Source organism: Gallaecimonas xiamenensis 3-C-1 (assembly GCF_000299915.1).
In the GTDB taxonomy this organism is placed as follows: domain Bacteria; phylum Pseudomonadota; class Gammaproteobacteria; order Enterobacterales; family Gallaecimonadaceae; genus Gallaecimonas; species Gallaecimonas xiamenensis.
In genome coordinates this window covers 14,182-35,258 of sequence record NZ_AMRI01000012.1, presented here as the reverse complement: position 1 = coordinate 35,258, position 21,077 = coordinate 14,182, and the positions used below count along the sequence as shown (strand labels likewise).

At 61.3% G+C, this 21,077-nt stretch carries 17 protein-coding genes; 5 read left to right on the top strand and 12 right to left on the bottom strand.

The features are described from left to right. Positions 1-24: 24 nt before the first annotated feature. The 3 genes from B3C1_RS09720 to B3C1_RS09710 form a co-directional block, all read right to left on the bottom strand. Entirely contained in the window at positions 25-450 is a 426-nt protein-coding gene (locus B3C1_RS09720; RefSeq protein WP_008484531.1) for a MarR family winged helix-turn-helix transcriptional regulator, read from the bottom strand. 70 nt (positions 451-520) lie between these two features. After that, positions 521-952 carry a hypothetical protein gene (locus B3C1_RS09715; RefSeq protein WP_008484529.1) on the bottom strand — a complete coding sequence of 144 codons (432 nt, stop codon included), beginning with the start codon at positions 950-952 and terminating at the stop codon, positions 521-523. A gap of 88 nt (positions 953-1,040) precedes the next feature. Beyond that, positions 1,041-1,886, bottom strand: coding sequence for an N-acetylmuramoyl-L-alanine amidase (locus B3C1_RS09710; RefSeq protein ID WP_008484528.1), 846 nt, complete (start codon positions 1,884-1,886; stop codon positions 1,041-1,043). A gap of 135 nt (positions 1,887-2,021) precedes the next feature. Here B3C1_RS09710 and B3C1_RS09705 point away from each other — a divergent pair, with 135 nt between their 5' ends. Further along, on the top strand, positions 2,022-2,879 hold the full coding sequence (locus tag B3C1_RS09705; RefSeq protein ID WP_008484527.1) for an oxygenase MpaB family protein: 858 nt from the start codon (positions 2,022-2,024) through the stop codon (positions 2,877-2,879). Between the two features lie 103 nt (positions 2,880-2,982). Further along, complete coding sequence (locus tag B3C1_RS09700; protein ID WP_008484526.1) at positions 2,983-3,846, top strand: dioxygenase family protein; 864 nt, start codon at positions 2,983-2,985, stop codon at positions 3,844-3,846. Between the two features lies 1 nt (position 3,847). On the opposite strand, the gene B3C1_RS09695 is transcribed toward B3C1_RS09700, so the two are convergent. The 4 genes from B3C1_RS09695 to B3C1_RS09680 are packed head-to-tail and all read right to left on the bottom strand — an operon-like array spanning position 3,848 to position 11,704. Then, on the bottom strand, positions 3,848-4,783 hold the full coding sequence (locus B3C1_RS09695) for a DUF4331 family protein (RefSeq protein ID WP_035481740.1): 936 nt from the start codon (positions 4,781-4,783) through the stop codon (positions 3,848-3,850). A gap of 14 nt (positions 4,784-4,797) precedes the next feature. After that, complete coding sequence (locus B3C1_RS09690) at positions 4,798-7,167, bottom strand: hypothetical protein (RefSeq protein ID WP_008484523.1); 2,370 nt, start codon at positions 7,165-7,167, stop codon at positions 4,798-4,800. 58 nt (positions 7,168-7,225) lie between these two features. Continuing rightward, positions 7,226-9,196, bottom strand: a complete 1,971-nt coding sequence (locus B3C1_RS09685) for a GMC family oxidoreductase (RefSeq protein WP_008484522.1) — start codon at positions 9,194-9,196, stop codon at positions 7,226-7,228. Between the two features lie 12 nt (positions 9,197-9,208). Beyond that, positions 9,209-11,704 carry a c-type cytochrome gene (locus tag B3C1_RS09680; protein ID WP_008484521.1) on the bottom strand — a complete coding sequence of 832 codons (2,496 nt, stop codon included), beginning with the start codon at positions 11,702-11,704 and terminating at the stop codon, positions 9,209-9,211. A 403-nt stretch (positions 11,705-12,107) separates the two neighbouring features. On the opposite strand from B3C1_RS09680, the gene B3C1_RS19375 reads away from it, so the two are divergent. Together B3C1_RS19375 and B3C1_RS09670 are read left to right on the top strand one after the other, a co-directional pair. Further along, entirely contained in the window at positions 12,108-12,548 is a 441-nt protein-coding gene (locus B3C1_RS19375; protein WP_008484520.1) for a lysozyme inhibitor LprI family protein, read from the top strand. Positions 12,549-12,627: 79 nt separating this feature from the next. Beyond that, complete coding sequence (locus B3C1_RS09670; RefSeq protein ID WP_008484519.1) at positions 12,628-13,365, top strand: endonuclease/exonuclease/phosphatase family protein; 738 nt, start codon at positions 12,628-12,630, stop codon at positions 13,363-13,365. Between the two features lie 27 nt (positions 13,366-13,392). Here B3C1_RS09670 and B3C1_RS09665 read toward each other — a convergent pair whose 3' ends face one another. Together B3C1_RS09665 and B3C1_RS09660 are read right to left on the bottom strand one after the other, a co-directional pair. Further along, complete coding sequence (locus B3C1_RS09665; RefSeq protein ID WP_156804517.1) at positions 13,393-13,737, bottom strand: hypothetical protein; 345 nt, start codon at positions 13,735-13,737, stop codon at positions 13,393-13,395. A gap of 62 nt (positions 13,738-13,799) precedes the next feature. Then, positions 13,800-15,041, bottom strand: coding sequence for a glycerophosphodiester phosphodiesterase family protein (locus B3C1_RS09660; protein WP_336391115.1), 1,242 nt, complete (start codon positions 15,039-15,041; stop codon positions 13,800-13,802). Positions 15,042-15,324: 283 nt separating this feature from the next. Here B3C1_RS09660 and B3C1_RS09655 point away from each other — a divergent pair, with 283 nt between their 5' ends. Then, the gene (locus B3C1_RS09655) at positions 15,325-16,491 is read left to right on the top strand and encodes an acetylornithine transaminase (RefSeq protein ID WP_008484514.1); all 1,167 of its coding nucleotides are present in this window, start codon (positions 15,325-15,327) and stop codon (positions 16,489-16,491) included. 33 nt (positions 16,492-16,524) lie between these two features. Here B3C1_RS09655 and B3C1_RS09650 read toward each other — a convergent pair whose 3' ends face one another. From B3C1_RS09650 to B3C1_RS09640, 3 genes are read right to left on the bottom strand one after another with little or no spacing between them, the layout of a single operon-like run. Beyond that, on the bottom strand, positions 16,525-19,338 hold the full coding sequence (locus B3C1_RS09650) for a hypothetical protein (protein WP_008484513.1): 2,814 nt from the start codon (positions 19,336-19,338) through the stop codon (positions 16,525-16,527). Continuing rightward, positions 19,331-19,864: a condensin complex protein MksE gene (locus tag B3C1_RS09645; protein ID WP_008484511.1), complete on the bottom strand. Its 534-nt coding sequence runs from the start codon at positions 19,862-19,864 to the stop codon at positions 19,331-19,333. Before B3C1_RS09645 ends, B3C1_RS09650 begins: the two co-directional genes overlap by 8 nt. Continuing rightward, the gene (locus tag B3C1_RS09640; protein ID WP_008484510.1) at positions 19,854-21,074 is read right to left on the bottom strand and encodes a hypothetical protein; all 1,221 of its coding nucleotides are present in this window, start codon (positions 21,072-21,074) and stop codon (positions 19,854-19,856) included. Before B3C1_RS09640 ends, B3C1_RS09645 begins: the two co-directional genes overlap by 11 nt. Positions 21,075-21,077 lie beyond the last annotated feature (3 nt).

The window sequence follows — 21,077 nt, the reverse complement described above, 5'->3', positions numbered from 1 at the left end:
GATAACCTACGACTTGAGGGCCAATCAGGCCTTGTCCAACAGTAACTCGGCCAAGGCCTGCATTTGCTTGACCTGGTCTTCGGTAAGGGGGGAGAGCAGTTCGTCGGCAACCAGGGCAAAGGTCACCTTGGCGTCAGCCAGGCACTGGGCCCCCGGCGTGGCCAGCCGCACCAGGCTGACCCTGGCGTCCCGGGGGTTGGCTTCCCGTTCTACCAGATGGCGTTTTTCCATGGGCAGCAGCAGCCGGGTAACACCGGAGGCGCTGAGGCTCAGCTGCTCGGCCAAGTCGATGCGGCGCAGGCTTTGGCCCGGGGCCGCCGCCAGATGCTTGAGGACCTTGAGCTCGGTAAAACTCAGGCCGTGCAGGCTGAGGCGCTGCTCGGTTTTCTTGATGAGCTGGCCATGGAGGCGGCCCAGGGTCATCACCAGGTTCTGGTTGAGGGATGTCATTGCTTGTGTAGTGCTTGATTTATGCTTGAGTGATCAAATAATTGATCTGAACGGACAAGCTGTCAAGCCCTTACTCGGGTTGCAACCTTGGCGGTCTTTGGTAGAGCAGGGCCAACAGGGGCCCCAGAGGTGCCAGCAGCATCACCACCACCAGGTGGGCCTGATGCCACCAGGGGGCTTCGCCCATTCCCAGGGGCAGGCCTGCCCACCAGGGTGACACCAGGTAGATATAAAGCAGCTCTCCGGCCGCCAACAACAGGCCCAGCTGCCACCAGCGGCTGCGGCGCCAATAGCCCAGCAATAGGCCGGTGGCCACCAGCAGTATGCCGAAGGCGGGCATCTGTACCATCAGGCAGTCCCAGAGCAGAAGGGCGACGCGGCTATCTTCAAAGCCTTGCAGGAAAGTGGTGGGTGCCGTGAATGCGGCGGTATAACCCAGGGGATAGGAGCCCAGTATGGCCACGACCATACCGGCCAGGAGGCCTATTACTACGTCTTTCATGCCTTCTCCATGGCAGTCGGGGACCTAGGCCATTTTTATCATCTTTACCTATGGTTAAGCAATGTCCAATTGAGCGTTGACTGAAATATCAGCCTCCGGCCAGCAGGGTGGCTGCCTTGTCGGGGAAGTACTTGTCCAGCAGCGCAAAGAGCGCCGCCGCTGTCTGCAGATCGGCCTGGCCACTGAGGTGCCAGGGCAGAAAATGCATCTGGAAGGCCAGCAGGCAGTCCTGGGTGCGGCGGTCTGGCTCGCCGCTCGCTGCCAGGCCGTAGCCATAGGCAGCCAGGGCCTGTTGCACCAGGGTCAGGCTGGGGGGCTCGGCGCTAAATTGCTGGCTGAAACGGCTGACGTCGGCATCGTCATACCAGGCGCCGACCCCGGCTTGGTAAAGCTCAAACCAGGGGAAACGGGGGCCGGGGTCGTCCTTGCGGCTGGGGGCGATATCGGCATGGCCCACCACCTGGGTCGGCCCTATGTCGGGGTAGCGGGCCAGGATGTCTTTGGCCAGGGCCTGCACCAGGGCCATCTGCGCGGGGGCAAAGTCTGGGTATTGGCACTGGCGACGGCCCGAGGGGTAGGGCGGTGGCTCGCAGCTGGGCTGGTTGACGATCTCGATGCCGATGGATTGGTCATTGAGGTTGCTGCGCCCCTGCCACTGGCTGGCCCCGGCGTGCCAGGCCCTGTCCTTTTCCGCCACCAGTTGGAAGATCTTCAGCTTGCCATAGGGGTAGGTGGGGTCATCGGGCTGTGGGATAAGGTAGTGGCTGCTGACCAGGCCGCTGTGTACCAAGGCATCCACCGAGCCCTGGAAATGCTCGGCGGTAAAATGCAGCACCAGAAACTGCACCCGGCCGTTAAAGCTTTGGCTGGGCAGGGGCTCGACTGGCAGCCGGCTGCAGCCGGCCAGCACCAGGCAAAGTAGCCAGTATCGCATCAACTCCTCCTTGCCGCTTTTTATCATCCTAGGAGAAGTCCCAGCCTCCACCAACTAATCTGTTGTTTTCATTAACAAGGCGAGGGATCTTGCGGTAGGCTTTGCCATCGCAAATGCTGCCGTAATGAAGAGCCGATGCGCCGTTTGATTGAAAGCCAGGTACTGGGCCTGACCGGCCTTGCCATAGGGGGCGTGGATTACCACCAGCCCAAGGGCGATCCTGGGCTCTACGGGCCCGATTCCATGGTTTGGGCAGTCCACGGTGATTTTAGCGCCATGCTCTGTGGCGGTATCGCCGCCTTGCTGTTGCAGATGCTCGAACCTCGCACCCTGGCTGGGGTTTGGGACCACTCCAATTTCCGCCAGGACATGCTGGGCCGGCTGCGGCTGACCGCCCGCTTTATCGCCGCCACCTCCTTTGCCCCCAAAGCCCAGGCCCTGGGGCTAATAGACAGGGTCAAAATGGTGCATGGCCATATCCAGGGCCATTGCCCAGACGGCCGTCCCTACAGCGCCAATGACCCCGAGCTGCTGACCTGGGTCCATGTCAGCGAAGTGTCCTCTTTCCTGGCCGCCCACCTGCGTTACCAGGGGCCCTTGTCCGGCGCCGACCAAGACCGTTATTACCAAGAAGCGGCTTTGACCGCCAGGCTGCTGGGGGCCGAGGACATCCCCCAGTCCCGGGCCGAGGTTGCCGACTACCTGGCGGCCATGGCCCCGACCTTGCGCTTCGACCAGCGTACCCGCACCGTTCGGGACCTGTTGCTGGCAGGGCCTGAGGACCTAAAACACCTGCGGCCTGTGCTGGGGCTCTTTATGGCTGCCGGCATCGATCTGCTGCCGCCCTTTGCCGCCGAGCTACTGCAATCTTCCCTTGGGGAAGGCAAGCGGCGCTGGGTGCGCCGTGGCGTGGCCTGCACCGCCGGGGTGCTGCGCTGGGCGGTGCGCGACAGCGGCCGGCTGCGGGCCTTGGCGCGCATGGACCTGGCCTGAGCTGCGCTTCCTTATTCTTTGCCCAGTCTTGCTTGCCGTCCTTCTCTACTCTGCATAAGAAGGCCGAAACCGGCCCCTGCAAAGGAAGGGAAGAGGACACCTCATGGCAACCGACATTCACCAAAAAAAGCTGGGCCGCCGCCAAGTGCTGGGCGCCCTGGGTACGGCACTGCTGGCCGCCCCTTTTCTGGGGCTGATCAGCTGCTCGTCTGACGACGACAACACCCCGGCAGTCGATAACGGCAGCGGCGATAGCACCGGCGGTGACCAGGGCTCTGTCGACACCATTTGGGCCAGCGGCGGCACCGCCAGCATGACCGCCAATTTTCCCGACGACAGCCTGTTCGACCTTGCCAGCAGCTGCACCCTGGCCTTGACCGGCGCCCTGACTCAGGGCCCCTGCTACTTTACGGCCGATGTGCTGGACGATATTTCAGAAGGCCAGGGCGGCCTGCCCATGCAGCTTTGCCTTAGGGTGGTCGATAGCACCTGCAATCCGGTTTCCGGCCTGGAGGTGGAGGTCTGGCACTGTGACGTGGCTGGCCTTTACTCGGCCGACAGCAGTGACGCAGCTGATGAAGGCCGCGACTTCAACAGCGGTTTTTGCAGTGGCAATGACAGCAGCGCATTGCAATCGCGCTGGTTCAGGGGTAGCCAGGTGACCGACAGCCAGGGCCGGGTCAACTTCAAGAGTTGCTTTCCCGGTTGGTACTCGGGGCGCACCATCCATATCCACTTCAAGGTACGCAGCAACAGTAGTGAGAGCCTGACCTCCCAGTTCTGCTTCCCCGAAAGCCTGACCAGTGACGTCTGTGCCAATCACCCCGAATACAGCGGGCGTGGCCTGCAGGACACCTCCCTGGCTCGCGACAACGTCTACGGCGGCCAGTATCAGGATTACCTCTTTGACTGGCAGCAAAACGAGGACGGCTCCCTGCTGGCCTTCAAGCAGATCCAGGTAGCCTGAATCAGGGCCAGGGTTCAGCCAGGTAGGGAAACTGGGGCAGGAAGGCCTTGTCGTTGACTGTCTGCCTGGGCCAGTCCTTGCCGTCGGCAAAGGACAGCTCCCAGAGCAGGCAATCGCCCCATTGGCAGCTGATGGCGGCTACGTCGTCGCTAAGACGCCGGCCGTTGGGATAGCCGGCGGGGCGCCGCCTGGAGTAGATCATCACGTCCGGAAACAGGTCGTAATGGCGGATGGCGAAGAGCGGCTGCACCTCTTTCATCAGAAAGTTCTGGAAGACGTTGGGGTTGTAGAAGCGCTGCTCCAGGGCCGCCAGGTGCTGGGACGGCGGCAGGGTGTTGAGGAGGTTGAGCCTGGGGTTCATGGTGCGCAGGGACCGGCCCACGTGGTCTATCTGTTTGCTGTTGCGGTAGGAGGTGGCCCAGACCAGCCAGTCCTGCTGGCCGGCAGGAAAGGCCGCCAGGGGCAGGCTCAGCACCATGGCCACCACATTGGTGCCGAAGAATTTCGGGAAGATGAAGGGATCGTCCCTCAGCCCTGTCCACAGCTTGATGTCCTGTTCGTCATTAAAGCCCTGGTAGTTGGCCTCCTTGACGCTTAAATCGCTGTTGAGGGCCAAGGTGATGGTCATGTCGGCCTTGATGTCCTGGGGAAGGGCCACAGAACCGCCGTAGCGGACCAACTGGGCCTGATCGTCGAAGTTGACCTGGCTGTGGGTGTCAAAGTGCAGCTGGTAGCGGTATTTGGCCAGGTTCAGGGGCGACTTGCTGGTCAGCCCAGGGTAGGTGGTCAGTACCACCACCAGCCTGTCTCCATCCGGGAACAGGAACAGGCCGGTCAGGCCGGCATCGGGCTTTTTGTTGAACAAGGGGTCGGCATGGTCCGACGCCCGGGCTTGGCCCAGTGCCAGCAGGGCCAGCAGCAATAGTGTTCTTATCATGATCTGACCTCCTGTCAGGGTAGAAGGGCCAAGGCCTTGTCGTCCACCAGCAGCTGTTTGGTGAGCTGGTAACCCAGTTCCCGGTAGGCCTCGAACTGGCGCTCATCGAAGAACTGGTCCAGGGTCGGCTGGTTGGGATAGCTGGGGTAGCTGGCCCTGTAGGCATAAAGGTCCCCGGGCAGGTTGCGGGTCAAGGTGGCCTTGATATAGACCAGCCGCCCCACAAAGCCCTTTTGGCCCCTGGCGTCCGGATACACCAGATCGGCAATGGCAAAGCCACGCTCGGCCAGCTGGTACTTGGCGTCGTAGACTTGCGGCGCCCCCAGGCTGACGGCGGCCTGGCTGCCGGGCAGCATCCCGGCCAGTTCGTAGCCGGGGTGGCAGAAGCGTACCGACACCCCGAAGTCCACCCGGATCCGCTCCACTGCGTTGCCGAAGTCATCAAAGGTGGCATTGGGATCGGCACCGCCGTCGGACAGTATGATCACCGGCAGGCGGCGGCGTACCAGCTCGTAAAGGCCGGTGTTGTCGAAGTGGCCGCCGTCCGACAACTCCACGAAGGTACTGTCTTCGGCGTGGCCGAAGTTGAGCAGGCCATAGAGGCCGGGCAGCAGGTAATTGGGCCTGAATACCCGACCCAGACGGCGGATTGGGCTGGCCGGGCTGTAGGCCCAATAGCCCAGGCGCAGGCCCAAAAAGCTCATCAGGAAGGCCACCAGGGGGTTAAGGGTGGCGCCTCGGCCCGATACCCCGGCATGGGGGTTTTCCGCCGCCCCCGAGATGGACATGGCGGTAGCCAGGGTCATGTTGCCGCCGACGAAGTGTTCGGTATCCACGTATTGGGTGGCCTGGGAACCGCAGTAGAGCGCCGACATGGTAAAGCTGTCACCAAAGCGGCCCCGGTACTTGGGATTGGCGGCGTTGTTGAGGATGACGTTGCAGTTGATGAGGTGATAGGGGGACCAATAAGGGGAAAGGGCCAAATCTCTGAGGCTGGTGCGGTTAGCTTCACTGCTGCGCTGGCACAAGGGGGCCTGGGGCGGCACACCGGGGGAATTCATAAAGGTCTCCATCAACCGGTCCCGGTACATCTTGTGGGGGGAAACCTGGTTGACGTTGACCAGCAGCAGCACCGCCAAGGCGACCAGCAGCATCAGCAGCGGCCAGAGATATCCCTGGCGGTGGGCGTCGTGGTAGGACTCGGCCAAGGCGTAGGACAGCAGGAAGATGGAGAAGGTAAACAGCAACACGCTGGCCCAGGTCAGCACCTTGTTGAACAGGCTGCGACTGGCTTCGTTGTTCTCGGCCTTTTTGCGAAAATTGGAGATCGCCGAGGCAATGGCCACCAGGGCCGAGGTTAAAGACCCCATCAGGCCATTGTCGCCCTTTTCCAGGCTGGCCCCGAAGATGGCAAAAAAGGCCAGGGGCAGGCCTGCAAAAAACAGCGCCACCGCCGTCCACACCAGCAACCGGCCCAGTAGCCGCTGCACCCAGACCCGGTAGCAATAGGCCCTGGAAAACCAATGGCGGGTGTAGCTGCTAAAACCGTAGAAAAACACCAACAGCAGGTACAGTGTGCCCATCAGCAGGGCCAGGCTGATGAAAAAGCTGGAAAAGTTGAGCTTGTCCTCGTCGATGTAACCGTCGGCCCTGAGCTGGGTCAGGGGCAGTGAAAAGTCGTGAAGCAGGGCTTTGACGCTGGTGTCGTTGAAGAGGCTGAGGTTGAGCAACTGGCTGACCCAGTCGGAGGAGATCAGCAAGGTCAGCAGGTAAAGCAGGCTGGTAAAAAAGAGGGTGTAGGCCACCACCGAGTGCAGCAGGCTCAGCAATATGGTGCCAAGGAGCGACGGCAGCCCCAGTTGGCGCGGGGTCAGGTATTTACCGTGCTGGCGGATATGGCTGAGCACCAGGTCCCCGGGCTTTTCGCTGTAGTTGCTACCGGCGTAGCTGCCGATGTCGCCGAAGGGGAAAAGGTCATGCAGCTTCTGATGCCAGTTGAGGGCGGCGCCGGTGTAGCCTCCCCCGGATACCGACGATTGGTAGGCGACCCTGTCGAACAAGGGTGGTTTGTCTCCCAAGAACCCCTTGTTGTTGAGGGCCTGGATCACCCCTATGGCAAAAGAGGCTGAACGAATACCTCCCCCCGACAGGGCCAGGCCGTACCAGGGTCTGTCCTTTTCAGGGTAAGCCTCGGGGTCGAGGAAGCTGTACTGGCTTTTGACGTATTCGGGGTACTGCTGCTGCACAAACTGTTGGAAGTCACCGGCCAGGTAGTCGGGATACTGGCTGTCGAAGTGGGCGCTGTAGGCCGGGCCAAGGTAGTCCCGCTCGGCGGCCATCACCTGCTCGGGCCCGACGCTGCCATTGAGACCCATCTTTTTCATCAATGTCGTTAACACAGGTTGTCCTGTGCCGGCCCCTGTCCCTGGGCCGGCGGTTGGGTCAGCGTTGCTGCAGTTCGAGGTCGGGCGCCGCCTTGGCGGCGGCCTTGTCCTGGGCGTCCTGGTCCTTGTTGGCCGCACGGCTGGCCGGGGCCAGATCGTTGCGCTGCTTGAAGATCACCTCGGCTGCCTTTTCGGCAGCGGTGTAGATAGACGTGACGATGAAAAAGCCGGGGATCTTGGGGAAGATGGAGGCATCCACCACCCTCAGGCCCTTGACGCCCCTGACCCTGAAGTCGCTGTCCAGTACCGCCATGGGGTCATCGTCTGCCCCTATGGGGCAGGTGCAGGAGGCATGGTGGCCCCAGGCGTGGTTGCGGACAAAGTCCCGCAGCTGCTCGTCGGTCTGCACCGCCTCCCCGGGCAGCTCTTCCTCGGCAATAAGGCCTTGGGCCTTGAGAGGAGCGGTAAGGGTGCGTACGAACTTGATGCCTTCCACCACCGACTGCAGATCTTCCCCCTCGATATCGCTGCCCTCTTCGAAGTAGCAAAAATTAATGTAGGGCGTGTCCAGGGGATCGGCCGATCGCAGGGTGACAAAACCGGCCCTGTTGTTGGTGTGGGCCTTGAGGATGGCCCAGGTCAGGTAGTTGAGGTGCTCCTTGATGAGCTTGGAGTAACCGGGGAAGTAGCCACGAAACAGTGCCAAGAGGGCAAAGCAGAACAGGTCTGGCAAGGGTTTGTCTTTCAAGGAGCGCTTGATCACCGCCAGTACGGCGCCGTTGGTGGTGTAGACGCCCTTACGCTGCTCGGCCCACTGTTGGTACTGGGGGTCGCCCTTGGCGTACTGGGCACCCTTGAGCACCTCCCAGTTCTTGAAGGCCATACGGTTGACTACCCCCACCTCATAGCGGTCCTGTAGGTTCTGGCCCACTCCGGGCAGCTCGACCCGCAGGGGAATGCCGTGTTTTTCCAGCTCTTCACGGGGGCCAATGCCGGACAACATCAGCAGCTGCGGGCTGTTGAAGGCGCCGCCGGCGAGGATCACCTCCTTGCTGGCGTAGATCTGCTGGCGCTCGCCGGTGCTGCCCCTTGGCAGGCTGCAGGCCCGGTACAACCTTTCGCCCTTGAGGTATTCGACCCCAATGGCCCTGTTGTCCTCGTCAAAGAGCACCTGGGTGACCAGGGCATTGAGCTCGATATGCAGCCGTTCCGGGTGCTTTTGGGCCATGTCCAGCAGCCGTTCACGGGTGCCGTTACGTTGGTGGTGGTTGGTGGCCAAAGGGGGGTAACGGACCCCTATGGCGTTGTCTTCTACCAGGCGCCAGTCGTTGGGGTCGCCGGCGCCCCGCAGCTGCCAACGCAGCCGCTTGAAGGGCTCCCCCAGCTTGTTGAAGGCTCCCTCGGCGGAGCTGACGATGGTGTCCACCAGGGACTTGTCCCCCAGTACCGCTTCGGGTACCGCTTTTTCGGTACGCAGCCAGCCGCCCCAGCCGTGGCGGCCCGGATTGATGCCGAACTTGCCCAGCAACCGGTAGAAGGGCCTGTGGTGGCAGTTCTCCAGGCGCTCGAAGTACCCGCGCATCTTGTCGGCCCGCCAGGACTCGTCACCGGTTAAATCGGCGATCTGCTCCCAGTCGTCGTTGTGGGGGTAGACGGTGATCATGGCGTTGTGGGCGGTGCAGCCCCCCAGGCAGCCGGCCCTGGGGTAGAGCACCCCGTCAACGGCTTCACCCTGGTAGCTGGCGGTAAATTTGGGGTCCTTGAGCTGGCGGCTGTCCTCGCCGTAATGGCGCACGAAGTAGTCCCATTTCATGGCGTCGTTTTCGGTGGAGATGGCGTGGAACACCGGTACCTGGTAGTCCTCCGGCAGGCGGTTGTCCTTGGACAGGGCGTCGCCACCCTTGAGCTTGACCGGATCGCCCCCGGACTCCAGCACCAGCACCTTCATGCCGTTCTCGGCCAGGCGGGCGGCCAGAGTGCCGCCACCGGCACCCGACCCCACCACGATGTAATCGAAATCGCTCTGCATGTTGTCGCCCCGTCAGAAGGTTTTAAGGAAGGCGATAAGGGCACGCTTGTCCTCGTCGCTCAGGCCGGGCTCCCCTTCCAGGTAGCCGGTGCCGAAGTAGTGGCCCTTGTTCACCACAAAATCGGGGCACTTGTTGACGTCCAGCAGGGGCTTGAGCAGGCCGGAAAACACCTCTTTGGCTTGCTCGTCGCTGGCACCGGGGGGCAGGGCCTTGAGGTCATGCTTGAGCTTGACCAGCAGCTTGAGCACCTTGCCTCTTTCCTCCATGTCGATATTGGAGATGAGGTTGACCGGGGTGCCTTTGGGGATGGGGCCGATTTGCACCCCGTCGTCCCCGAACAACCAGGGCAGCCAGCGGGCCAGGGGGCCTTGCAGGTCGGACAGGAAGTCCGGCAGGTAGCCGCTGCTGACCCGCAGGTAGCTGGTGCTGGTGGTGCGGTCTATCTGGCCTGGGTGGCGTTTGCCGGAACGGGTGATCACCTCAAAGTCCCCTTCGCGCTTCTCGGGCCAGAGCAGTTTCTCGATGCTGTCGTCAAAAGAGGCCATGCGGTCTTGTACCGAGCCGGTCCAGTAGAAGTCCCCCAGGCTGTTGTTGAGCAGGAAGGGGGCCGAACTCCACATGCTGACCAGGGATGCGGGGCGGGTGTAGCCACGGCCACCGCCGGGCAGCTTGTAGTCGCTCAACTGGCCGGTGTAGGGGTTTTGCACCTGGATGGTGCCCACCGCTGGCAGTTTTTTATAGGACTCGGACGAGAAGTTGTCCCAGATGTTGTCCTCGATGGCGTTGGTAGCCAGGGGGCTGCAGGCGTTGGTTTCCAGCAAGGTCACCGGCACCCTCAGTTCGGTGGACAGGAAGTTGTCCTTGAGGAAGTCGTCGGCCAGCACTATGTCCCGTAGCTCGGCTTTGGCCTGGTCGGTCTTGGTCCACTGCCAGTAGTCGTTCCAACACTTGAGGTAGTTGCCGTTGACGCAGCCCTCGTTCGGGAAGAAGGCCCAGGCCTCATCGGGCAGCTTGCTGGAATGGCAGCGGGCGCAGTTCTCGGCAAAGACGGTTTTGCCCTGCTGCAGCTGGTCGCTGTCCTGGCTCAAGTAGCGCTCGCCACCCGGCGCCTGGGCCAGGTAGTCGGGCTGGGCCGAGGCCAGGAAAAACAGCGCCAGGTCCGGGGTTTGCGCCTCGTTGGCGTTCCAGAAACTGGAGTTCTTGCGGGCCACTTCGATTTCAAAAGGGGTGATGCGCTTGCCGCCGATCAGCGGCCGAAAGTGGGTGAACCACTCGTCGCTGAACAGGCCGATGTTGACAAATACCCGGTTCAGGGCGCCCAGGGCCCCCACGGAGTCGGCGCCGTCCTTGAGCACCCTTGGGGTCAGCACCGTATCCGGCGCTTGGTAGAAGTTGTTCAGGGCGCTGTCGCTGGGCACCTCAGGCACCTGATTGAATTGTTTATTGTTCTTGCTGCCGCCGGCCAGCTTTTCCTTGCCCAGCTTGCCGGCCAGGGCCACCCGCGCCGGCAGGTTATAGATGGCGTTCATGGTCCTGGGGTTGTTGATGTAGTCGCTGGACACCAGGGAGGTGTCCAGGGCGCCGGGCCTGGAGGTGTGGAACAACTGGAAGGGGAAGTTGCTGGGGTCCTGCTTCCACATGAAGATGCGGTCTACCCAAAAGTACTGGGCGCCGGGGTTGGAGTTGAGGTTGGCCCAGCTGGGGTGTTCCGGATCGGCCGGTGGATTGGTGGGGTTGGGGCCAACGTGGCAGAAACCACAAGACATGCCGACCCGATAGGGTTTGACCAGCTTCTTGTCGTTGTAGTAGCTGGGGTCGTTGTAGTAGCGCTCCGGGTCCCAATTGGCCTTGGCGTCTTCGTCAAAGTCGGGGTTGGGGAACAGGCGCAGCCCCACTATGCCGGTGCCGTAACCGTAGTAGGACCCCAAGGGCACCGTCTTGCCCCTGGCGCCGATGGCGATGCCGGGGTACTTGGCTTCGTCTTCGAAGGGATCGGCGCCGCAGGCCGGGTCACGGTTGTCCAGGTACAGGCCGAAGCGGTCGGCCCTGGGCTTGTCACCCTTGGTGTAGCAAGGCTCGTTTACCACCCCCAGGTACTGCCAGCGGTTGTCGCGGCTGTAACCCAGGCTGGGGTGGTTGGAAACGGTCTTGAGCAGGTCCAGGTTGCCGACACTGACTCGGGACAGCTCGTCCCAGAGGGTGTCGTTGCCGGCGGTCCAGACAATCCAGTTGTTGCGGCCCCGGACAAAGGCCTTGAGGGCCTCGTCTTCGGTGATACCGGGGATGAATGGCTCCAGCCTGGCCTGTACTTCGGCCGGGTTATGGCTCAGGCCATAGTCCATGTCGGCAAAATAGTCGTCGTCGGCGGCTTTGAGACTGTCGGCATCACGGCCGACACATTTGGCCTCGTCAAGGATCTTGCCGGAGGTGCTGCCGCAGGGGGCTTCGGCGCCGCAGCCAGCCAGCAGCAGGGGAGTCAGAAGCAGTAGGTAGGCTAATTTAGTCATGATGTGTCCCTTCAAGAAAATGAGTATCCAACGGTAGGCAGGGCGTTAGCTTGGGGGGACCGCAACCCAGAGTGGGGTGAGTCAGGGACAACGAGGGGCTGAGGGCGGCCATGGCGACGTCCTTGTAAGGCCGGTTCCACCTTGAGTCGGCAATATTCCCTGCAGACTCCTATGGGTGGGACGGCTGGCTAAAAATTAACATCCTGTTGATATTTAATATGCATAGACGCTAATAAAAAAGGGTGCAAGGACAGTGCCCTTTCCTGGCAGGCAAGCCTTTAAAAAAGCGAGCTGGCTCCCACTTTTACGGCCTTGAGACCAGGGAGTGCCCGGTGGGGATAAAGGCAGGTTTCTTTTGTTTATTAAATGTTATCTTGTTGGTGTGTTGGAATAGGAGGTGTCCATGAAGGTGACTGTTCCCAGCCTGGCGTTGGCCGGTTTGTTGCTTTGCAGCTCGGTCTGGGCCATCGACAATCCAGACAGTTCCGACCCTCTGGAGAGTTTTCGCACCAAGGCCAGGCCCTTTGCCGCCCAGATCCAGTCCCCTGCCAACTCCACCCAGGATTACCACCGCATCTACGGCGATTACCTGCAGTTTCTGGACAAGGAGTTGAACCAGGCTTACCAATCCCTGATGATCCGCCTGGGCGATACTGAAAAGCGCCAGTTGCGGCTGGCTCAGCGCCAGTGGCTTAAATACCGGGACGCCGAATTCCAGTTCGTGGACCGCAACTGGACTGCGGCCCAGTTTGGCTCTTCATCTGGCTTGTCCCGTGGTGCCTATAAAACCAGCCTGGTCAGGGCCAGGGTGGAAGCCTTGCTGGGGTACCTGCAAAACTACTGAAGCGAGCCTTGATCTCAACCCTGCAACCGGCCCGTTGGCGATGCTAGGATGAAAGCCTGGTCACCCTGCAGGGCCCGTCATGCTCAAGCCCTTGTCTTTGCCCCAGCACCTGCTGCATCACCAGGATGGCGAACTGGCCCAGGCCTTCGGTGTTCTGTGCTGGAATACCCAGAAGAAGACCCTGGACCGGCGCTTCCAGCACCGCCTGTGGATGTTGATGCATCAGTATCCGGCCCAGATGTTGCTGCTTCAGGAAGCCAAGCTGCCCCAGCAGCAGAAGCTGAACCTGGCCGGGCTCTCTTATGCCATGGCCCCCAATATCCAGACCCCAAGGCACCACTTCGGGGTGTTGACCGCTTCCAGCGCTGCCTTTGACCAGATGGAACCGCTGCTGAGCCGCACCCGTGAACTGCGCTTTGCCACCCATAAGAGCGCCATGCTGAGCTGGCATCGCCTGGCCAGCGGCCAACCGCTGTTGGTGGCCAATGTCCACGCCGTCAACTTCGTGCACCACAAGCGTTTTTTGGGGGAGATGGAAGGGTTGATGACCCGCCTTGGCGAGCACCGGGGGCCCATGGTGGTAGCGGGGGATTTCAATGTCTGGAGCCCAAGGCGCCAGCATTATCTCAAGGCTTTCTCCCAGGAGCTGGGCTTGGCCCAGGCGGTGATGGAAGATGCCCATCACATCAAGAGCCTGTTCCGCCGGCCCCTGGATTTCATCTTCTACCGGGGCCTGAAACTGGAGATGGCTACCGCCATCGATACCGACGTGGTGTCCGACCACAACCCCATCTATGCCCGCTTCCAGCAGCTGTGAAAAGGGCCCCTGAGGGGCCCTTGCTTGTTAGGGTTCGCTGCGGCCGCGGCCCAGCAAGGGACAGAGGAAGTACATGTCTTCCAGATCCATCACCTGGTTGTTATTGAGATCCACCCACCAGCGGCCTCCCAGGTAGCCAACGTCCCCTGGGCCGAACTCGGTCTGGGCGCCGCTCACGCCCATTTCCAATTTCTGGAAGGGGCCCGAATCCGGCAGGGCTTCTACTGCGGCAAAGGTGTCGAAGTAAAGGCCCTGGCTGGTGACGTAAATGGGGTTGCCGCCGCTACGCCGGCCTTGGCCGTTGCCCGGCGCTGCCTGGGCACTGAGTGCCACCATGGCCAGCACCAGGGCCATTGTCATTAAGGTTTTCATCTTGCCTCCCGTAAATGGTCAAAGGGGCAAGGCAGAAAGACCGGTTAGGGCCCCGTGGGCTTTCACCTTTTCTTCATGCAGCTGGCGTAGTAGGTGACGGTGCCGGGCCAGTCGCTGAAGATGCCCCTCACCCCTACGTCCCTGGCCAGTACGTCCACCAGGGTCATCATGTCGCCGTCGTTGTTGATGGCGTCGCTGACGCTTTGGTAGTACCAACCGCCGCCCCCGGCCAGGGGGCCGGACCTTTCCAGGCTCCAGGCGATAAGGTCGAGGCCGGCGGCCTTGGCTTTGCGGGCGTAGAGGGAGGGCACCATCCGGCCCTGGGAGTCCAGGGTCACCAGCATCCACAGGGGCGGCGCCAGGATGTTGACCCCTTTGGCCTTCAACTGGTCCATGGACGGATGCCAGCTGTGCTCGTCCATGGGGTCAAAGGCCGGATCGGCGTCGCGATCGTCAAGGTACACCCCCTGGCGGCCAAAGTCCGGGGCCTGGGCCAGCCAGTATTCCAGATCCGCCAGATTGAACGATTGGGGGAACACCTGGTTGGCCGGAATCCCGGCGGCCCGGTATTCGTTGATGAGTTTCTGGGCGTAATCCTGCTGGCTCATGCCGTCAAAGGGCATGGCCACCTGGGGGCTTTTCAGCTCGGGGGTGAACTTAACGCCTAGCTGTTTAAAGAGGGTAATGCTCTCGGCGTGGGTTATCAGGGTGCCGGTCTGGCTGTACAGGTCGGTGCGCCAGCCCGGGGTACCCAGGATGAACTCCAAGGGGGTCTGGGCCCTGGGATTAAAGCCGTCCATCTTGCCCTTAAGCTGCTTGAATTCGGCCAGGGTGATATCGGAGGTGCAGCAGGTGGCGCTGGCCGGGGTGTCGCCGTGGGCCGGGGTAAAGGGCTGGCTGCACTTGGCGGCCAGTTCCGGTATGGCCAGGATATTGGTGGTGGTGGCCAGGTCGCACTGGCTGTGACGGCAGACCAGCTCCTTGTCCTTGGTGAAGGTCACATCGCATTCCAGCACCCCGGCGCCCATGGCAGCCGCCGCCTGGTAGGACTCCCTGGTGTGTTCGGGAAACTGCAGGGGCGCCCCCCTGTGGCCAATGGAAAAGTCGGTGCGGTAAAAGGGCCCCTTGGCACATTGCTGCAACTTGGTTTTTAGGGGGCCTGGGTCCATATCGGCCACCAGATAGAAGGGCCGGGGGCCGACCTGGGCCTGTTTGTGGCCCCGCAAGCTAGCCGGGGTGGCGGCGCAGGCGGTATTGGCAAGGGCCACGGCTGCCAGCAGCCAGGCCAGGTGAGCGTATTTCATGGTCATCTTCCCTCTGGGTGTCCTTATCGTCCAGGCCTAAAGCCTAGCGGGGAGCCATGACGGTTTAAGGGCGGTTCGGTGACAATGCCCAGGGCGGCGTTGCACCACCTTGTGGTTTTTAATTCGTTAAAATTGACTTTTTATTCGTTCGATCGGATCTTGTGCCCACGACATCCCGCTGAGCGCCCCCTTGGCCAAGTACCGGCCGGCGCCCCGGCTGAGCCTGGGTCCGTGGCGCCCAAGCCGCAGCCGTCGCTGCGGTTTTTTGTTGCCTGGAGATCCTATGACCAGCTCCGCCTATTCCGCCCTTATCCCCGTGGCCAAGCGCCCTGGGCAACTCTTTGTCAAAGGGCAGGGCAGTTATCTGTTTGACGATACCAACAAGGGCTACCTGGATCTGGTGCAGGGCTGGGCGGTAAATACCCTGGGCCATAGCCCTTTGGTCATGCAAGAAGCCCTGGCCCGCCAGGCCGCCACCCTGGTGAACGCCAGCCCCGGTTTTTACAACGGCCCCATGGTGGAGCTGGCCAACACTTTGGTGAAGCATTCTGTGTTCGACCAGGTGTTTTTTGCCTCCAGCGGCGCCGAGGCCAATGAAGGGGCCATCAAGCTCGCCCGCCGCTGGGGCCAAAAACACAAGAACGGCGCCTTTAAAATCATCACCTTCGAAGGGGGCTTTCACGGCCGCACCCTGGCCTGCATGTCCGCCTGCGGCAAACCGGCCTTTGAGGCGCTGTTCGAGCCCAAGGTGCCGGGCTTTATCAAGGTGCCCTTTAACGATTTGGCGGCGGTAGCCGCGGCCATGGACGACGCCACGGTGGCGGTGATGCTCGAACCCATACAGGGGGAGGCGGGAGTGGTGGAGGCCAGCTGCGATTTCCTGCAAGGCCTGGCTGCCCTTTGCCAGGCACAAAATGCGCTGCTCATTTTTGACGAGGTACAGACCGGCATCGGCCGCACCGGCAAGCTCTTTGCCTATGAGCACCACGGCATCAAGCCCCATATCATGACCCTGGCCAAGGGCCTGGGCGGCGGTGTGCCGCTGTCGGCGATGCTGATAGATAACGCGGTCAGCTGCTTTGAATACGGCGACCAGGGCGGCACCTTCAGCGGCAACCCGCTGATGTGCGCCGTGGGCCAGGCCATGGTAGAGGCGGTCACCGCCCCCGGCTTTTTGGCAGGGGTCAATGCCCGCAGCCAGCAATTGAAAGCAGGCCTGGGTCTGCTGAGCGCCAAGTACGGCCTTGGCGAGGTGCGGGGCCAGGGCCTGCTGCTGGCGCTCAATACCGGGATGCTGGATGCCAGCGCCCTGGTGGAAAAGGCCATGGCGCTTGGGCTCTTTATCAACGCCCCCAGGGCCAATACCCTGCGCTTTATGCCGGCGCTCAATATCAGCGAGGCCGAAGTGGCCGAGGCCCTTGGCCTATTGGACAAGCTATTTAGCCAGTAAAAAAGCCGCCCTCGGGCGGCTTTTTTACTGCGTTTAGGCTTCTTCCATTGCCGATTCCGGCTCGGGGGCCTTGGCGTCGATAAAGATCCAGTCTTTTTCTTCCACCAGGTTGACGGTGCCGTCGCGGGTGGTGCGAATGGGCACCACCACGTCACAGGAAATTTGCGGTTTCACCGAGGCGAAAATCGGCACAAAGCCAAAGTGGCGGGCGGTGTCGATAATGGCCCGCTGGTTGGAGGGGTCGATGTCCGCCGCTTCGTCGATATAAAGGGGAATGCGGTACAGGCCGCGCTCTTTTTCGCTGAGTAGCTGGCGGATAAACAGCATGCCGCAAAGCAGCTTGATGGTGATACGGGTACCGTTGGAGCCGGCCGAGTCGATTTTGTCGTAAGAGTCGGTGTTGCCGGCTCTGTCGGTGACCTTAAAGCGGATATCAAAAAGGTCGTCCAGGGTCAGGCCGGCGGCGTCGGTGCCCACCTTGATAAGGTAATCCTTGGCCTCGCCAAGGGCTTTGTCGTCGGTGGGTTGGTTGAGGTCAAGAAGGTCAAAGCTCTCGCCGCTCTCGTAGGTGCGGGAGGTCTCCAAGATGGTGTCGATGTGCTGCACCAGCTGCGGCCTGTCCACCACCTCGATTTTAAAACCCTTGAGGTTGGAGATGGGGTGGCGGGTAATGCCCTGGTTAAAGCGCTCCATCTCGCCGTGCAGGCGGTGCAGGTCGTTACGCAAGGAACTTAAGGTCCCTGCCACGTCCACCAGCGCCGCACGGGCCTGGCGGGCAATGACTTCCCGCTCTGCCGGCAGGTTGTGGAAGCTGTTAATCAGCTTCATGCAGCGGGTTTCTTCGTCCGGCTCGCCGTCAAACTGGCTGATGCCTTGCTTGAACAGGTGCATGTAGGTGTTGCTGATGCCAAGGTCGTGGTCGCGCAGCTCCCGGCACTCGCGGTTAAAGTGCTCCAGGCTCTCACTCAGGGCGTCCATGTCCAGGCGGATATCAATCATGTAAGGGGTGGTGCGGCCGCTGATAAGATCCAGCTGGTCATCGATACGTTGGCCCTTGACCCGGCTCAGGGTCTCGTCCTGGCGCTTGAATTGGTCTTCGGTGACTTTCAGTTGCATCAGCTGGTCGTTAAGGCGGCTTTCCATGGCCCTAAGCTCTTCGAGCTGCTCGCGAAGGCCCGCTTCTTCCTCGGCCAGGGTGTCGAACTGGGCCTGGCGCTCAGGGTAAAGGGCCTGCATCTCCTCAAAGCGCTTGAAGGCGCGAAGGGCCGCTTGTTCTTCTTCCACCTGCCGTTCCAGGGCGCTCTTTTCGGCCAGTTTGGCTTCCAGGTCCTGGGCCACTTTCAGCTGGGCGTTAAGCTGGTTGAGCTCCGCTTCCTGCTGGTCGATGGTTTCTTTCAAATGCAGCTTGTCTTCGCTGGCGGAGAACTGCGCCGAGTGCAGGTGGCTCAAATCCACCGTCGCCCCCGGCAGCTGCATGATATGGCCCTTGATGGCGCTGGCCACGGCTTCCAAGAAGTCGCCAAAGGCGCTGTCGTCGGTGATCTCCACCTCGCCGCCCTTGGCAGTGGAGAGCGCCAGCAGATCCGGGTTCAGCAGCTTGCTGACTTCGGCCATTTCCCCCGGCGCCAGATCTTCACGGAGCCTTGAGTAGAGGTTGTACTCGAGGTTTTTAAATTGCAGCTTATTGGAGCTGAGCTGGCGGCGAAGGTCCTTGATGCGCCGCTCGATGGCGGACATCGGCTGGGCCTTGGCCGAGGCCAGCAGGCCCACCAATTCTTCGTATTCGGCCTTGAGGCTGGCGATATTGGCCTTGAGGGTGGGCTCGTCCACCAGGGCAAAGTCCTGGTAGAGGGCGTTGTACTCGTCCAGCCATTGGCCAAGGCTGGTCTTGGTGCCGCCCAGGGCCAGCATCTGGTTTTGCAAGAAGCTGAACTTGTCTTTGAGGCCTGCTTTGTCTTCTGACAGTTGCTCGCGGCGGGACGACAGCTCGTGGTGCTTCTCGTCCATATGGTCGTGCCACTGCACCAGGGCTTCGTCCAGGCGCGGCTGGTAGGCGGCCAGTTTGCCCTTGAGCACGGCGCGGCTGTCTAAGAGGTGCTCCAGGGCCTTAACGGCGTCGGCTTCTTTTTCCATGGCCAAAAGCTGGGCGCGCATGCGGTTAACCCGGTCAAAGGCGCTGTGCCACACCGCCAAAAAATCGATGCGGGCATTGGAAAAATGCCGGTCGAAGACCTTGAGCATAAAGCCCTTCACGTCCTGGGCGGTGAGCTTGTGCAGGTTCAGCATGCGCCGGAAAATTTCTTTATAAACCGGCGCGTCCGAGACGTTATTGAGGGGAATGAGCTTCATGGCCAGGTGGTCGTAAGGGCTGGCGCCACCGGTCAAAAGGGCGTTCAGTTCAGAGGCTTTTAGCTCCTGGGGAATGCGGCCGTATTGCTGCAAACGCTCCATCAGCTTGCCGTAGGGCAGTATCGCCTTGCCGTCCATGTAGTCGCTCATGTCCAGCGGCCCTTCGTAGCAGAAGTACTGGTACTGGTAGCCGCTGGCCTTGCCCCGGCCGGCAACGCCTATGGTCATGGCGCGGTCGCCCGGCAGGCGCGCTTCCAGCAGCACATAGGAGCGGTCGGTGGCGAAGTAGAACTTGCGGGTTTCTTCAAAGCTGTGGCCGTCCCATTCGGTGAGGCGCATGTCGTTGATCAGGGGAAACTGCAAGGCGTTGATCACCGACGATTTGCCGGTGTTGTTGGGGGCGCACACCGACACCGATTTATCCAATGGCAGCACGCACTTGCCGTAACCGGCGGTATTCAAAAGGGCCAGCTTGGTCAGGCCATAACACTCAGCCATCGACTTTCTCCTCGGTCAGGGCCAGGGCGGCGTCCAGGAAACGGTGGCAGGGAGCCAGCAGTTTGAAGCCGTCGCCCTCTTCGCGGGCAAAGCCCAGGCGCACCATGCGGTTAAAGACTTCCTTGCGAAGGTCCGAGGCGCTTTGCACGTTGAGCTGCTCAAAAAGCGGCAGGTGGCGGCTCACCAATTGGTCCATCTCGGTAAAGCCCAAGACGTTGTCAAAAAGGGCGTTGACCGGGTCTTTGCCGGCGTCGGCAAAGTCTTCCACCAGGCAGTAGAGGGTCAGGGCAAACCACTGGGAGGTCTTCGACATGTTCACCGAGGTTTCCGGGGTGTCGAAGTAAAAAAAACCGCGCTCGTCATGCTTGAGGCTGTAGCCCAGAGCAGCAAAAAGGGCGGCGTAGGCGTCGTGCTGGGCGCTTAGATCCAGCCACAGGCCGGGCTCGGTTTCACTCAGGTGATAGCCGGCCGCCAGCTTGCGGTGAATGTCTTCCAGGGCCTTGAGTTCGGCCAAATCAATCTGCATGGCGGATCTCCAGCGGATGAAGTTGAATGGTACAGTCTTTGAGTTCCAGGGTTTGGCGCTCGCCGTGGGGCGCCTCGGCCTGAAGCTGAATGTGTTGGTAGAGGTGCAAAAGCTCGTCTGCCGCCAGATCTGGGTAGCTGGCCACCAACCAGTGAATGGCGCTCTGCTGGCCTGAGGCCTTGAAGGCGCTTTGCACCTCGGCCGGATCTGGCAGGTGCATGTGGCTGGGCGGCGCGAGGTCGTCATCGTCGGGCAGCACCACTTCTTGTTCTTGGAAGTTAGCGATATCACCCAAGTAGGCCAGCAACTGGTGTTGGCTGGCCAAGGTGCGGCGCTGGCCGTCGGAGGCCAGCACCGGCATGGCGGTCAGGGCCCGCTCCAGGCCTTTTTTTCGCACCTCACCCAAGAGCGCCGAGGCGGCTTTGGCAATCAGGGTGTTTTTACGCAGTTCCTGGCGCAGGGGCAGCAGCAGGTCGGAGGCGCGGCGCAGGCTCTCACGGCCCTCGTTAAAGAGCACCAAAATGCGGGTGCGCAGCAGCAACAGGCCATTACGCACCTCAAAAAGGTGGCCGGCCCTTTCCAGGCGGCGGTGCTGGTAATGAAGGTTAACCGACAAGGCGTCCAGGGCCTGGGCAAAGCGGCCGTTGGTGTCGAGCATGTCCACCATGGGCTCGATGTAATCGTCAAAGGCGTCCAACACCAGTTGATAGCGGTGGTTCAGGGACAGGCTGCTTTGGCCCTTGGCAGTTTCTGCCAGGCGGTAGATGGCCCCTTCGTTGTCCTTGAACTGGCTGCCGATTTTACGCACCAGGTTGTCGATGCGGCGCAGGTAACGGCGGCTGTCCTCCGTGTCCAGGGCTTCGAGGCTTTCCTCGAGTTTGGCGCTTAAGCGGGCAATTTCTTCGAGCTGGGCTTCGATTTCCCCGGCCAGGCCCAACTGGTGCTCTTTGACCAGGTACTGGACGAACTCGAAGACAGCGCCATTCAGCTCCAGCAGGCTGGATTTTGGTAGCGGCAGCACCAGGTCCAGGCTCAGCAGCCTTTCGGCTTCCTTGAAGACCTTGTCGTGGCCCCAGTCCGGGTATTGCTGGCGAAACAGGCCTTGCAGATCCTGAAAACTAAAGGGGCTGAAGCCGAACCGTTCTACCAACCGTTCGAAGGTAGGCCAGTGTTCGGCCAGCAAGCGAATGATTTTGCTGGGGTGATGCATGCA

Bases quoted from the DNA above. Each gene is read 5' to 3' on its own strand.
- B3C1_RS09720 (WP_008484531.1), bottom strand. From the start codon at position 450: ATGACATCCCTCAACCAGAACCTGGTGATGACCCTGGGCCGCCTCCAT.
- B3C1_RS09715 (WP_008484529.1), bottom strand. From the start codon at position 952: ATGAAAGACGTAGTAATAGGCCTCCTGGCCGGTATGGTCGTGGCCATA.
- B3C1_RS09710 (WP_008484528.1), bottom strand. From the start codon at position 1,886: ATGCGATACTGGCTACTTTGCCTGGTGCTGGCCGGCTGCAGCCGGCTG.
- B3C1_RS09705 (WP_008484527.1), top strand. From the start codon at position 2,022: ATGCGCCGTTTGATTGAAAGCCAGGTACTGGGCCTGACCGGCCTTGCC.
- B3C1_RS09700 (WP_008484526.1), top strand. From the start codon at position 2,983: ATGGCAACCGACATTCACCAAAAAAAGCTGGGCCGCCGCCAAGTGCTG.
- B3C1_RS09695 (WP_035481740.1), bottom strand. From the start codon at position 4,783: ATGATAAGAACACTATTGCTGCTGGCCCTGCTGGCACTGGGCCAAGCC.
- B3C1_RS09690 (WP_008484523.1), bottom strand. From the start codon at position 7,167: ATGAAAAAGATGGGTCTCAATGGCAGCGTCGGGCCCGAGCAGGTGATG.
- B3C1_RS09685 (WP_008484522.1), bottom strand. From the start codon at position 9,196: ATGCAGAGCGATTTCGATTACATCGTGGTGGGGTCGGGTGCCGGTGGC.
- B3C1_RS09680 (WP_008484521.1), bottom strand. From the start codon at position 11,704: ATGACTAAATTAGCCTACCTACTGCTTCTGACTCCCCTGCTGCTGGCT.
- B3C1_RS19375 (WP_008484520.1), top strand. From the start codon at position 12,108: ATGAAGGTGACTGTTCCCAGCCTGGCGTTGGCCGGTTTGTTGCTTTGC.
- B3C1_RS09670 (WP_008484519.1), top strand. From the start codon at position 12,628: ATGCTCAAGCCCTTGTCTTTGCCCCAGCACCTGCTGCATCACCAGGAT.
- B3C1_RS09665 (WP_156804517.1), bottom strand. From the start codon at position 13,737: ATGAAAACCTTAATGACAATGGCCCTGGTGCTGGCCATGGTGGCACTC.
- B3C1_RS09660 (WP_336391115.1), bottom strand. From the start codon at position 15,041: ATGAAATACGCTCACCTGGCCTGGCTGCTGGCAGCCGTGGCCCTTGCC.
- B3C1_RS09655 (WP_008484514.1), top strand. From the start codon at position 15,325: ATGACCAGCTCCGCCTATTCCGCCCTTATCCCCGTGGCCAAGCGCCCT.
- B3C1_RS09650 (WP_008484513.1), bottom strand. From the start codon at position 19,338: ATGGCTGAGTGTTATGGCCTGACCAAGCTGGCCCTTTTGAATACCGCC.
- B3C1_RS09645 (WP_008484511.1), bottom strand. From the start codon at position 19,864: ATGCAGATTGATTTGGCCGAACTCAAGGCCCTGGAAGACATTCACCGC.
- B3C1_RS09640 (WP_008484510.1), bottom strand. From the start codon at position 21,074: ATGCATCACCCCAGCAAAATCATTCGCTTGCTGGCCGAACACTGGCCT.